The following is a 12,712-nucleotide window of genomic DNA, read 5'->3' as shown; positions in this document are numbered from 1 at the left end:
ATCCAGCGCGCCGCAGCAACCGGCCTCGGGCGCCGCAATCACGCTGATTCCTACGCGGTCGAGCACCCGCGCCGCCGCCGCGTTGGTGTTCGGCGACAAACCCGGTTGCACGCAACCTTCGAGCAGCAACACCCGGCGCGCGTGCCGAATGGTGGGGCGTGTACCGGTCACTGGCAGATCGTGAGGCAACTTCGCTTCGACATTGCGTGGCAACAAAGGACGAAACGTCGCGCCGATTCGCAGCAGCGATTTGAACAGGTTGGGGTTCGGCGCCAGCGCCCGCAAACCTTCGCGCAACAGGCGTTGACCGGGCGTGCGCGGCACCGCTTGATCGACCACGGCGCGGCCAATGTCATACAAATTGTGATAATCGACGCCGGACGGGCAGGTGGTTTCGCAGTTGCGACATGACAGGCAACGGTCCAGATGCAATTGGGTTTTGGCGGTGGCAGGCGCGCCTTCGAGCACTTGCTTGATCAGGTAGATGCGCCCGCGCGGGCCGTCGAGCTCGTCGCCGAGCAGTTGATAGGTCGGGCACGTGGCGTTGCAGAACCCGCAATGCACGCAAGTACGGAGGATTTTTTCCGCTTCGGCGGCCCGTGGCAGTTTGCGCGATTGTTCGCTGAGGGTGGTTTGCATGCTAGAACTCCGCGTACATCCGGCCAGGGTTGAACAGCCCTTGCGGGTCGAGTTGCGCCTTGAGTTGCCGGTGATAACGCAGCAACGCCGGGGCCAGTGGCTGGAACGGTGTTTGACTGGCGCCGTGGCTGAAACAGGTCGCGTGGCCGCCGAGTTCGTGGGCCAGCGCTTGAATATTGTCGGCATCGGATTTCAACCAGCGTTGCGCGCCGGCCCAGTCGATCAATTGTTCGCCGGGCAGCGCCAACGGCCCGAGATTGTTCGGCAAGGACAACCGCCACAGCGGCAAACCCTCATCAAAAAAAGCCAGGCGTTGTTCGTTCAGTTGCGCCCAATAACCCGAGTCGAGCGGCTCGCCGCCGAGGCGTTGATGGGCCGCCGTCACCGAGCCTTCGCCACCCTCCAGGCGCAGATGCAACCGCTGGCCATCGTGGCTGGCGGCGCTGATCGGCAGCGGTTGCTGGCCCCATTCGGCGAGTTTGATCAGGGCGCGGGCGCTGTCGATTTCCAGGCTGATGCTCAGGCATTGCCGCGGTTTGGGCAGCACTTTGAGCGAGACGTCGGTCAGCACGCCGAGGCAACCGTAACTGCCCACGAGCAAGCGCGAGAGGTCATAACCGGCGACGTTTTTCATCACTTCGCCGCCAAAGCGCAGGTGTTTGCCGAGGCCGGTGATCAGCCGCGTGCCGAGGACGAAGTCGCGCACCGAGCCTGACCAAGGGCGCCGTGGGCCGGAGAGCCCGGCGCCGATCATCCCGCCGACCGTGGCGCCGTCGCCGAATGACGGCGGTTCGCACGGGAGCATTTGCCCCTTGGCGTCGAGCGCGGCCAGCAATTCGCTCAGCGGCGTGCCGGCGCGCACGCTGACCACCAATTCCGTCGGGTCGTAGCTGACGATGCCGCGATGGGCGCGAGTGTCGAGCACTTCGCCGGCCACCTCGCGTCCGAGAAACGCCTTGCTGTTACTGCCCTGGATGCGCAGCGGCGTGGCGTTGTCGCGGGCCTGATTGACCTGCGCGAGCAACGCTTCGCTGGCATCGAAATCGTTCATCAGAAACGCTCCAACTCAGGAAACGGCAGTTGCCCGGCGTGGATGTGCATCGCGCCGAATTCCGCGCAGCGGTGCAGGGTCGGGATATTTTTGCCGGGGTTGAGCAGGCCTTGCGCATCGAACGCGGCTTTGACCGCGTGAAACAGGGTCAACTCGTCGCTGTTGAACTGCGCGCACATTTGATTGATTTTCTCGCGGCCGACCCCATGTTCGCCGGTGATGCTGCCACCGACCTTCACGCACAGTTCGAGGATTTGCCCGCCCAGCGCTTCGGCGCGCGCCAGTTCGCCGGGCTGGTTGGCGTCGAACAGGATCAGCGGGTGCATGTTGCCGTCGCCGGCGTGGAAAACGTTGGCGACGCGCAACCCATGTTCGACGCCGAGACGGGCAATGCCCTCAAGCACGCCGGGCAATTCGCGGCGCGGAATCGTGCCGTCCATGCAGTAATAATCCGGCGACAGGCGACCGATCGCCGGGAATGCATTTTTGCGCCCGGCCCAGAAGCGTACGCGTTCCGCCTCGTCCTGCGCCTGGCGAACTTCGCTGGCGCCGGCCTGTTGCATGACCTCGCGCACGCGTTGGCAATCGTCGTGAACATCGGCTTCGACGCCGTCCAGTTCACACAACAAAATCGCCTCGGCGTCGACCGGGTAACCGGCGTGGATAAAATCTTCGGCGGCGCGGATCGCCAGGTTGTCCATCATTTCCAGGCCGCCGGGGATGATCCCCGCGGCGATGATGTCGGCGACCGCGCGGCCAGCCTTTTCCACGGAATCGAAACTCGCCAGCAAGACCTTCGCGACCTGCGGTTTGGGCAGCAGTTTGACCGTGACTTCGGTGATGATCCCGAGCAAGCCTTCCGAGCCGGTGAACAGCGCGAGCAGGTCGAAACCGGGCGAATCGAGCGCTTCAGAGCCCAGCGTCAGGCGTTCGCCCTCGACCGTGAGCACTTCGAGTTTCAGCAAGTTGTGCACGGTCAAACCGTATTTGAGGCAGTGCACGCCGCCCGCGTTTTCGGCGACGTTACCGCCGATGGAACAGGCGATTTGCGACGACGGGTCCGGCGCGTAATACAGACCGAACGGCGCGGCAGCCTGGGAAATCGCCAGGTTGCGCACCCCGGGCTGGACCCGTGCGGTGCGTGCCGCGGGGTCGATATGCAGGATGTTGTTGAAGCGTGCCATTACCAGCAGCAGGCCTTTTTCCAGCGGCAAAGCACCGCCCGACAACCCGGTACCGGCGCCGCGCGCGACCACTGGCACGTGTTGCGCGTGGCAGATTTCGAGGATTTTCTGCACTTGCTCCAGACGCCGGGGCAGGGCGACCAGCATTGGCGTGGTGCGATACGCGGAGAGGCCATCGCATTCGTATGGCTTGAGTTCTTCTTCGCGCCAGAGCAGGTCGAGGTCGGGGATCTGCTGGTTGAGCTGATTGCGCACAGCAGTTTTGTCCACGTCTGGCAGGACACCGTCGATACGCTCGTCGTAAAGAATGTTCATCGCAATGCCCCTTCCAGAAAGCCGTCTTGAGCCGTTGCCAAATCTTTTTGTACCTGATGTAACGCCCGCCGCAATTTGCCTTTGCTCCATGTAGCAGCTGCCGAAGGCTGCGTTCGTCTGCGCAGCAGACGCCAAATCCTTGCCCCCCTGAAATAGCGCATTTACCAATTTACGACTGCTGCGCAGCCGAACGCAGCCTCCGGCAGCTGCTACAAGGGTCATGCGCCCGGTTTCAGAAACTCTTGATACAACCGCGCCGCGCGCACCGGTTGCTCGACCATCGGCATATGGCCGATGCCTTCCCAGATATCGACGCGCAAATTGTCGATGCCCTTGCTCCACACCGCGACGCTGCTGACGTCGATCAGCCGATCCTTGCGTCCCCACAACAACAGCGCCGGGCATTTGATGTCGGGGAGTTTCGGCTCCATCGGCGGGCTGGCGCGAAAATCCTCAAAGATTTCCGCCAGTTCCTCACGGTTCTGCTCGTAGCGCTGGGCGACCGCGTCGAGCACCACGCCGGGCACCCACGGCGGGTTGGCCATGGTCATCGCGTAAAACTGCTGGAATTCTTCCTTGGAATTGATCAAAAACGGATTGTGGCCTTTGGCCAATTGGCGCTCCAGGTCGCTGATTTCCGGCGCGGTCACGCCCGCCGGGTCGATCAGCGCCACCGAGGCAATGCGCTCGGGGTAGGTGGCCGCGAGCCACGCCGCGATATAGCCGCCCATGGAATTGCCGATCACGTGGACCTTCTCGACCCCGCAGACATCGAGCAACTGGATCATGCGTTTCGCTTGCAGCGCGATGTCGTAGCCGCCGCCGGCCTTGAACCCGGTTTCGCCATGGCCGGCGAGGTCGGGAATGATTACCCGGTAATCGCCGACAAAGTGCCGGGCAAAACGCAGCCACAGGTTCTTGTCGGCGCTGTAGCCGTGCAGCATCAACACCGCACTCGACGCTTCGTAAGGCCCGCCCTGCCAGGTCGAAACAGTCATTTCGCTGATCGGCACGACAATCTTGTGCAACCGATACAACTTGGCCTCCAGGGCCATGCTCAGGTCATACAACCAATGGCCGATGGCCGGGTAACTCAACCAGCTCCAGGCTATAAACACCGCAATCGCGACTACCAACACAAGCATCAGGCGCTTCCTTTTACGTGATCAGGACAGAATGTGGTCAGCGGGTTTCAGCGTTCGGGTCAAACGGTGGTAGCTGAAACTGAACCCCGGAAACATGGCGATCACATGACCGCTCTTGCTTTGATACCAACTGTTGCAGCCACCGGACTTCCACACCGTGCGTTCCATTTCCCGGTGGATCATTTCAGTGTAGGTACGTTCTGCTTCGGGGCGCACTTCAATGCTGCGCAGACCCTGTTCTTTTAGTGTGCCAATGCAACCGAGGATGTAATTCATCTGCGATTCGATGATGAACAGCGCCGAGGTATGACCGATGCCGGTGTTGGGTCCGGTGACGATAAACAAGTTGGGAAAGTCCGGCAGGCTGGTGCCCAGATACGCCCGCGGGTATTGCGCCCAGACGTCGTTGAGGCGCGTGCCGTTTTTGCCGGTGACCGGGTAGGAAATCACTCCATCGGTGGCGTCGTAACCGGTCGACCAGACGATCAGGTCGACATCAATGTGCTGGCCGTCGAGGGTATTGATTCCGCTTGCATCGAGTGCGGCGATGGCCTGTTCGCGGCTGTGCAGCGTGACGTTCGGCCGGGCCAGCGCAGGATACAGCGTGCTCGAAACGATCACCCGCTTGCAGCCGATAGTGAAATCCGGAGTCAGTTTGCGGCGCAGCTCCGGGTCAGGCACTTGGCGTTTGAGAAAACGCAGTGCGTGCTGCTGCACCAGATGAATCGCCGGTCGGGAATATTTGAACGCAATCACCCGGGTTTCGAATTGCCAGTAGATCATCCAGCGCAGCAGTTTGTAGGCCGGTTTCAGTCCCAGCAGCCAACGCTGAAAGCGCCCGAACCTGCGGTCGGCGCGCGGCAACACCCAGTGCGCCGAGCGCTGGAATACGTGCAGGTGTTCGACCTCGGGCGCAATCGCCGGAATGATCTGGGCGGCACTCGCGCCGCTGCCGATGATCGCGACCCGTTTACCGCGGTAGTCGTAGGAATGATCCCAATGATTGGTGTGAAAGGTCTTGCCCTGGAACAGATCCTGGCCATCGAAGCGTGGGATTACCGGTTGGCTGAGCGGCCCTGTGGCGTTGATTAGGAACTGCGCGTAGAACGTGCCTTTGCTGCCGACGTGCACAGCCCAGCGTTTATTGGCGTCGTCCCATTCGATGGCTTCGACGTTGGCCTCGAGTTCGACTTTGTCGCGCAAACCGAATTGCTCCACCACATGCTCGGTGTAGCGCTGCAGTTCAGCTTGTTCGGCGAACATTTGCGTCCATGGATAAGGCGCGAAGGACAGCGAATACAAGGGCGAGGGCACGTCGACGGCGGCGCCGGGGTAGGTGTTCTGGCACCAGGTGCCGCCGAAAAAATCCCGCCGCTCCAACAGGCGAAAATCGCTGATGCCGGCCTTGAGCAAATTCACCGCCGCACACTGTCCGCCAAAACCGCTGCCGATGATCAACACCTGAAAAGTTTGCATGCGCCTCCTCGTTTATTGAACCCACCCAACATGTATAGCCTGCTTTTGTGGGAGCAAAGCTTGCTCGCGATAGCGGCGCCGCGGTTTTCCAGATGTCCGCGTCATGTTTCTCAAGCAGGAGCGAGGCTTGCCCGCAAAAAACGAAAACGCGGTACATCAGACAAATCGCGTCAGCATTCTTCGCGGGCAAGCCTCGCTCCTACAGGGGGTTGCGGCGTAATCGGGGCCGGGGGATTCACCGCCAGCCGGTGATGGCTATTTGACGTCGCCCTGATAGACTGCCAGCACCCCCGCAAGCCCGGGTATCAGATTCCGTTCAGTGATCGAGGCCTTTATGGCAAAAACTGGAGGAAAGGGACTTTCGCTCGCCAAGCGTCTCTACACGTCGCGTACCTTGGGTCTGGTCCTGGGTTTACTGTGCGTGAGTGCAGCGATGCACCCGCTCGATCCGGCGCCGTGGGTCTGGGCACTGATGCTGTTCAACGGCTTGCTCTGGCCGCATCTGGCCTATCAATGGGCGCGCCGGTCTCCAGTGCCATATCACGCCGAATACCGCAACTTGCTGGTCGACGCCTTTCTCGGCGGCTTCTGGGTCGCGGCCATGCAATTCAATCCGCTGCCCAGCGCTACCACGATCTCAATGATGGCGATGAACAACGTCGCCATCGGCGGCCTGCGTTTTCTGCTGGTCGGCACGGTGGTGCAGATCTTCGGCATGGGCGCCGGCATGCTGATTTTCGCCCCGTTGTTCATCGCGCAAACCAGCCAATCACAGCTGTACGCCTGTTTGCCGTTGCTGTGCCTGTACCCGTTGGCGCTGGGCTGGATCTGCTTTCGCCAGGCCGACACCCTCGGCCGACACAAACGCGAACTGCTGGCGCTGAGCCGCACCGACAGCCTCACCGGCCTGCTGAATCATGGCGCCTGGAAGGATCAGCTCGAAGTCGAATTCCAGCGTTGTCATCGGCAGCAGCAGGGCGGGGCGATTGCGCTGATCGACATCGACCACTTCAAATCGATCAACGACACCTATGGCCATGTCGCCGGGGACATCGTTCTGCGGCAACTGAGCAAAATGCTCAAGCAAAACCTGCGCGCCACGGATGTTGCCGGGCGTTACGGCGGCGACGAATTCTGCGTGATCCTCCCCGACCTGCAGCTGAGCAGCGCCGCGATGGTCATGGATGCCTTGCGCGATCGCTTCGCCACCCTCGGCTACGAACAGAACCCGGCATTGAAAGTCAGCCTGAGCATTGGCCTCGCCGCGTTCAACCCGGCGCATAGCGATGCGACGTTGTGGCTCAACGACGCCGATCAGGCGCTGTACGAAGCCAAGAGCACCGGGCGCAACCGGGTAATCTGCTGCGGCGACGGCAAGCCCCGGCGTGAATTGCTCGATCCGGTCTGATCATAATCGCCCTATGTAGCAGCTGGCGAAGCCTGCGTTCGGCTGCGCAGCAGTCGCCAATTTAAACAACACCACCGTTTCAGAGAAATCACCTACTGCGGTTTTGCGACTGCTGCGCAGCCGAACGCAGCCTTCGGCAGCTGCTACAACAGATGTGTGTCGTTGCGGACGGTCGATGTCGCATCCGGTATAGAGCCTCGCGGCCCAGTGCGGTAGGGTTCGACGACCCCCGACGAGAAACAAGGATCGATTCATGACGTTCAAACTCGCTCGCTCCCCGCTGGCCAGCAGCCTCGCACTGACCTTCGCCCTCGGCGTTTTCGCCCCGGCAGCCTTCGCCGAACCGCACAAACAAGTGCTCGCCGATTCCGAGCAGTACAAGGCCGAAGCGCTGAAACTGCTGGAAAAACTGGTCAACATCGACTCCGGTTCCGGTTATGAACCGGGCCTGACCCAAGTCAGCGACATCGCCGTCGACGAGCTGAAAAAACTTGGCTTCAGCATCGAACGGGTGCCCAACACTCCGGACAAAAGCAGCCACGTGGTTGCCACGCTCAAAGGCACCGGCAAAGCGAAAATCCTCCTGATGGCGCACATGGACACGGTGTTCAAGGAAGGTTCGGCCGCCGAGCGTCCGTTCCACATCAAGGACGGTCGCGCCTACGGGCCGGGCGTGATGGATGACAAGGGCGGCATCGTTGCCGGGATCTACGCGCTGAAAGTCCTGAAAAATCTCGACTTCAAGGATTACGCGCAGATCACTTTCCTGCTCGATGCCAGCGAAGAGTCTGGCTCGGACATCGCCACCGACCTGATCAAGAAAACCGCCAAGGCCCACGACGTCACGCTCAATCTGGAACCCGGTCGCCCGGCCGATGGTTTGGTGGTGTGGCGCAAGGGCAGCGCCACTGCCGTCGTCGAAGTGAAGGGCAAAGCCGCCCACGCCGGGGTTGCGCCGGAGCTGGGGCGCAACGCCGCGATGGAAGCCGCGCATCAGATTCTGCAATTGGGCAAATTGGGCGACGAAGCGAAGAAAACCACGATCAATTTCACCGTGCTCAAGGCCGGCGACCGTACCAACGTCATCCCGGATCAGGCCACCGCCAAGGCCGATGTGCGCGCAGCGGTGCCGGAAGAGTTCGACCGGATCGAGAAGGATCTGGCGCGGGTGTCGAAGGACAAGTTGATCGCCGACACCGAAGTCACCACCACGCTGGAGCGCGGTTTGCCGCCGATGCCGCAAACGCCGGAGTCGGATCGGCTGATGGCCATGGCGCAGGGGATTTACGGCGAAATCGGCCGCAAACTCACCGAAGAAGGCAGCGGTGGGGCGGCGGATGCGAGTCTTTCGGCAGGCGTTGGCACGCCGACGCTGGACGGTTTCGGGATTGTCGGCGGCAACATTCATACACCGGAGGAATACGCCGAAGTCGAAAGCGTCGCGCCACGGATCTATCTGCTGTCGCGGATGATCATGGAATTGACCAAGCGCTAAACCACACCGCCAAAGGTCGTTCCCATGCTAGGCGTGGGAACGATCAGATGAGCGGTGTCGCGACGGGGGCCGTAATCACTCTTTAACGCGCATAAACTCTTCGGCGTAGCGAATGTATTCTTCTGGCTGCGTGTAGGTGTGGGTCAGTTCGGTCGCGCTCAGGTCCGAGGCCTGGGTGAAAATCTGGCGTTGTTCGCGCAGGCTGTCGTAAGTCGCTTTGATCGCCGCAAAGTACGCGCCGTGGCCGTCGATCGTCACCCGCACACCCAGTTCCGCGAGGCGTTTGTCGTCGCGCAGCGCCGGGTTGCCATAGGTCACCAGCATCAACGGCACGTTGAGGTTTTCGGCGATTTTTTCCAGTTGGTCGAAATCCTGCACGCCCACCATGCAAATGCCGTCGGCGCCGGCGTTCTGGTATTGCTGGGTGCGGTTGATGATTTCCTGGATCGGCAGAATCCCCGCGTTGGTGCGGGCGATGATTGCCATTTCCTTGTCGACCCGGGCTTCGAGGGCCGCGCGGATCTTGCCGACGCCTTCGGCAACCCCGATCAGATCGGTGGATTTACGGCCGAATTGCGCGGGCAGCAACGTGTCTTCGATGGTCAGCGCGGCGATGCCGGCGCGTTCCAGTTCAACGATGGTGCGCATCACATTGAGCGCGTTGCCGTAGCCGTGGTCGGCGTCGGCGATCACCGGCAATTGGGCGACGCGGCCGATGCGGGTGGCTTGTTCGGCGAATTCACTGAGGGTGATCAGGGCGAAATCGGGGGCGCCCAGCACCTGCAACGAGGCGACCGAGCCGCCGAGAATGCCGACTTCAAAACCCAGGTCAGCGGCGATGCGCGCCGACATCGGGTCGAACACCGAGGCGGTGTGATAGCAGGTATCGGAGGCCAGCAATTGACGAAAGTTACGGCGCAAATCTTGATGGGAAAGCCTGGACATATAGTTCCACCACTGCATTGGAATGGAAGGGCTTGAACAAAACTGTCAACGCCGAAGGAACAAAAGGCTATCACGCGAGCGCGGCAAAGATGATGACGAATTTAAACTCGGGTGAAACGATACCGCTCTCGGCGGGGTTGGGCTTGGCTGGATTTCGGTCAGTTTGCCGAGCCCCTTGTAGCAGCTGCCGAAGGCTGCGTCCGAGTGCGCAGCGCTCGCAATTGGATAAACCTGCATAAACAAATTCACTCAATCGAGTGAACAAAGCGTACCGGGTCGGTAATTTTAGGGCCGCTTCGCAGCCCGACGCAGGCTTCGCCAGCTGCTACAGGGGCGCATGGTGTTGCAGTCAGGCCGCCACAGCCTGCTGCTCCTGATTCGGCAACGGCACCGCGCGCACCGAGTTGCCCGGTTGCAGTTGCAGGCGTTTTGCGGTCAATCGATCAACGATCAGGCTGTTACCTACCAACCGTGCCTGGGCCGTAGTGATCCGGCAGTTCTCCAGTCGTCGGTTGTGGATCAGCCACACCGGCGCCTGATCATCCGGCGTACCGATGCCCAGAATCAGCGGCTGACTGTCGCGCACCGTGCGAATCTTCGCCACCGGCGCCTCAATCACCGGCCCGCCGTCGAAGATGTCGATGTAGTCCTTATGCGCAAAACCCTCGGCATTGAGAATTTTCAACGCCGGTTGCGTGTTCGGGTGGGCCTGTCCAATCACCGCTTGCGCCTGTTCAGTGAGCAGGCAGGTGTACAGCGGCTGGCGCGGCATCAGTTCGGCGATAAAGGATTTGTTGCCGAGCCCCGACAGTTGATCGGCATAACTGAAATCCATCTGGAAAAAGTGCCGGCCCAGGCTGTCCCAGAACGGCGAACGCCCTTGCTCGTCGGCACTGCCGCGCAGCTCGGCGATCATTTTTTCGCCGAACAACTGGCGGAACTCGGCGACAAACAGCAAGCGCCCCAGCGACAACAAACGCCCGTTATAACCCTGACGCTGATCCGGCCGCAGAAACAGCGAGCACAGCTCCGATTGCCCGGTCATTTCATTGTTCAGGAACAACGTCGGGATCTGCCGCTGAATGCCCAGGTCCGGCGACGAATTCACCGTCAGCCCGACCCGATAGTTGTACCAGGGCTCGCGAATGCCGACGGCGCCGGTCAGCGCACTGACCCCGACCACTTGCTGATCATCGTCCTCGAGCACGAACAGATAATCGGCGTCGGCGCGCTCGACTTGTTCGGCGAACGTGCGTTGCGACCAGCGCACCCGATGGCCGAGCCGTTCCTCGTTGGCCGGCAGGGTGGTGTACCCCGGACCGGCCTGTTGCACCAGCGCCAACAAGGCGGGCAGGTCGGCGACGCTAACCGGGCGGACAATCATGATGCAGCTCCTTTTGCGCACGTGCTCGGGCGCTGTCGTTGGGCGCGGGGCCGGGTGATGCTCACAGGGCGATCAGCCGGATCGGGCTGCCGTCGGTCACGTGCAACGCGGCGCACATCTCGGCGCTCAGACCCACCGTTTGCCCATCGTTGAATGCCAGTTCGGCGACAATCGCCCGATAGTCCCTGAGCGAATCATTGCTCAGCAGATAACTGCCACGCGCCTCGATGACCTCAACCTGCTGCACCCGCGCCGTGTGACTGCGGGTGATCGAATTGATCGTCGAAGTGCGCGCGAACAGCGTCGGCCCGCCGTCGAACAGGTCGATGTAACTGTTGGTTTCGAAGCCTTCACGCTCAAGAATGTCGAACGCTTCCTGGCCATCGGGGTGAACCCGGCCAATGCATTCCTGCGCCGCTGGCGGCAGCATCGGCACGTAGATCGGGTAATGCGGCATCAATTCAGCGAGAAACGTCCGGCTCTGCAGCCCGCACAGCCTTTCGGCCTCAACGTAGGGCAGATCGAAAAAGTGTTTGCCCAAGGCATTCCAGAACGGCGACTGGCCTTGTTCATCGCTGTAACCAACGATTTCGGTAATCACTGCTTCGGAAAAGCGTGCCGCGTGCGCCGCGATAAATAGCAGTCGCGCGCGCGAAAGCAATTCGGAAAACGGCGTGCGCACCAGCGCCGCGTCAATGTGAAAGCCGCGCAGCAAGGTGTGGCCGCTGAGGTCGTGGCACAACGACAGCGCCGGCACGCCGTGTTCGATGTTCAGTTCGCGCGAGGCGCTGGTGAAGTGGCGGTTGCGCAGGCTGTAGAACGGTTCGGCGAACCCGGCAGTGGCGAGGATTTCCGAGCAACCGGTCAGGCGCTCGGTGGCCAGGTCTTCGAGGACGAAGAAGTAGTTTTCCGGGCCATTGCTTTCAACGTCCCGGTTAAACGAATCGTTGGAATCGAGGATCTTTTCCCGCAAGCGTTCGCTGTCGTCCGGCAGCGAGGTCACGCCCACCAGGCTGTCGCGGGCCAGTTGCTGCAACTGGGGCAGGTCGGTCAGTTCGACTGGACGTAAGACCAGCATGGATGCACTCCTGTATCAAAGGGTTCGACGGTTTTCCGCCGAACCTGACTATCACTGTCGGTTTCCACGCGTTAAAGCAGCGGTCGCCTGATTTGTTGTCAGACGCCGCCCTTTTTATTGTCAGACGTTGCTCGGGTCCGGCAGCGTTGTGCTGGCGCCCAGTTTGTTGAGGAAGAACAGATAGACCAGACCCAGCGCGATCCAGATCAAGCCGAGCTTCTGCGCATCAACGCCCATGTTGTACATGATGGCCGCGACGATGATGAAGCCGATCACCGGGCACAGCAGGTGACGAATCACCTGGCCGGATTTCTGCCGGCGCCAGTAGTAATTGATCACGGTCAGGTGCAGCAGCATGAAACCGCTCAGCGCGCCGAAGTTCACCAGCGAGGTCAGGGTGTCGACCGAATTGATGAACAAGTAGCAGATCACCAGCGACAGCACGGCCACCAGGTAAATGCTGATGTACGGCGTGTTGTGTTTCGGATGGACTTTGGCCAGCACCTTCGGCAGTTTGCCGTCGCGCGCCATGCCGAACAGCAGCCGCGACACCGCCGCTTGTGAAGTGATGGCGACCGCCACGCCCCAGGCC

The 12,712-nt window shown here is 61.2% G+C and carries 11 protein-coding genes; 2 read left to right on the top strand and 9 right to left on the bottom strand.

From position 1 onward, the window contains the following. The 5 genes from glcF to BI292_RS05025 all read right to left on the bottom strand — a co-directional run. A partial coding sequence (gene glcF, locus BI292_RS05045) for a glycolate oxidase subunit GlcF (protein ID WP_101207193.1) occupies positions 1 to 639 on the bottom strand: 639 nt, incomplete at its 3' end. 1 nt (position 640) lies between these two features. Further along, a complete protein-coding gene (glcE, locus tag BI292_RS05040; protein ID WP_101207192.1) occupies positions 641 to 1,690 on the bottom strand; it encodes a glycolate oxidase subunit GlcE in 1,050 nt (349 codons plus the stop codon). Continuing rightward, entirely contained in the window at positions 1,690 to 3,189 is a 1,500-nt protein-coding gene (glcD, locus tag BI292_RS05035) for a glycolate oxidase subunit GlcD (RefSeq protein WP_101207191.1), read from the bottom strand. Before glcD ends, glcE begins: the two co-directional genes overlap by 1 nt. 218 nt (positions 3,190 to 3,407) lie before the next feature. After that, positions 3,408 to 4,334: an alpha/beta fold hydrolase gene (locus BI292_RS05030; protein WP_101207190.1), complete on the bottom strand. Its 927-nt coding sequence runs from the start codon at positions 4,332 to 4,334 to the stop codon at positions 3,408 to 3,410. A 21-nt stretch (positions 4,335 to 4,355) separates the two neighbouring features. Further along, on the bottom strand, positions 4,356 to 5,810 hold the full coding sequence (locus tag BI292_RS05025; protein ID WP_101207189.1) for an NAD(P)/FAD-dependent oxidoreductase: 1,455 nt from the start codon (positions 5,808 to 5,810) through the stop codon (positions 4,356 to 4,358). A gap of 334 nt (positions 5,811 to 6,144) precedes the next feature. Here BI292_RS05025 and BI292_RS05020 point away from each other — a divergent pair, with 334 nt between their 5' ends. Both BI292_RS05020 and BI292_RS05015 read left to right on the top strand, forming a co-directional pair. Next, positions 6,145 to 7,218: a diguanylate cyclase gene (locus tag BI292_RS05020; protein ID WP_101207188.1), complete on the top strand. Its 1,074-nt coding sequence runs from the start codon at positions 6,145 to 6,147 to the stop codon at positions 7,216 to 7,218. A gap of 253 nt (positions 7,219 to 7,471) precedes the next feature. Further along, positions 7,472 to 8,713 (top strand): M20/M25/M40 family metallo-hydrolase, encoded by a 1,242-nt coding sequence (locus BI292_RS05015; RefSeq protein WP_101207187.1) that lies wholly within the window; start codon positions 7,472 to 7,474, stop codon positions 8,711 to 8,713. Between the two features lie 75 nt (positions 8,714 to 8,788). Here BI292_RS05015 and BI292_RS05010 read toward each other — a convergent pair whose 3' ends face one another. From BI292_RS05010 to BI292_RS04990, 4 genes are all read right to left on the bottom strand, one after another. Continuing rightward, the gene (locus BI292_RS05010; protein WP_101207186.1) at positions 8,789 to 9,658 is read right to left on the bottom strand and encodes an oxaloacetate decarboxylase; all 870 of its coding nucleotides are present in this window, start codon (positions 9,656 to 9,658) and stop codon (positions 8,789 to 8,791) included. 349 nt (positions 9,659 to 10,007) lie between these two features. Then, positions 10,008 to 11,042, bottom strand: coding sequence for an arginine N-succinyltransferase (astA, locus tag BI292_RS05000; RefSeq protein WP_092270277.1), 1,035 nt, complete (start codon positions 11,040 to 11,042; stop codon positions 10,008 to 10,010). A 61-nt stretch (positions 11,043 to 11,103) separates the two neighbouring features. After that, positions 11,104 to 12,120, bottom strand: coding sequence for an arginine N-succinyltransferase (locus BI292_RS04995; protein ID WP_101207184.1), 1,017 nt, complete (start codon positions 12,118 to 12,120; stop codon positions 11,104 to 11,106). A gap of 120 nt (positions 12,121 to 12,240) precedes the next feature. Next, positions 12,241 to 12,712 (bottom strand): APC family permease (locus tag BI292_RS04990; RefSeq protein WP_157831209.1); only part of this gene is annotated, 472 nt, incomplete at its 5' end.

This window comes from Pseudomonas sp. 43NM1 (assembly GCF_002836905.1).
Lineage (GTDB): Bacteria > Pseudomonadota > Gammaproteobacteria > Pseudomonadales > Pseudomonadaceae > Aquipseudomonas > Aquipseudomonas prosekii.
Note: the sequence above shows the minus strand (reverse complement) of the source record. Positions and strands in the feature narration are given on the sequence as shown.

What these genes read in the sequence shown, in the direction of transcription:
- BI292_RS05025 (WP_101207189.1), bottom strand. Translation starts at nt 5,810, where the DNA reads ATGCAAACTTTTCAGGTGTTGATCATCGGCAGCGGTTTTGGCGGACAG.
- glcD (WP_101207191.1), bottom strand. Translation starts at nt 3,189, where the DNA reads ATGAACATTCTTTACGACGAGCGTATCGACGGTGTCCTGCCAGACGTG.
- BI292_RS04995 (WP_101207184.1), bottom strand. Translation starts at nt 12,120, where the DNA reads ATGCTGGTCTTACGTCCAGTCGAACTGACCGACCTGCCCCAGTTGCAG.
- BI292_RS05030 (WP_101207190.1), bottom strand. Translation starts at nt 4,334, where the DNA reads ATGCTTGTGTTGGTAGTCGCGATTGCGGTGTTTATAGCCTGGAGCTGG.
- BI292_RS05020 (WP_101207188.1), top strand. Translation starts at nt 6,145, where the DNA reads ATGGCAAAAACTGGAGGAAAGGGACTTTCGCTCGCCAAGCGTCTCTAC.
- BI292_RS05010 (WP_101207186.1), bottom strand. Translation starts at nt 9,658, where the DNA reads ATGTCCAGGCTTTCCCATCAAGATTTGCGCCGTAACTTTCGTCAATTG.
- BI292_RS05015 (WP_101207187.1), top strand. Translation starts at nt 7,472, where the DNA reads ATGACGTTCAAACTCGCTCGCTCCCCGCTGGCCAGCAGCCTCGCACTG.
- glcE (WP_101207192.1), bottom strand. Translation starts at nt 1,690, where the DNA reads ATGAACGATTTCGATGCCAGCGAAGCGTTGCTCGCGCAGGTCAATCAG.
- astA (WP_092270277.1), bottom strand. Translation starts at nt 11,042, where the DNA reads ATGATTGTCCGCCCGGTTAGCGTCGCCGACCTGCCCGCCTTGTTGGCG.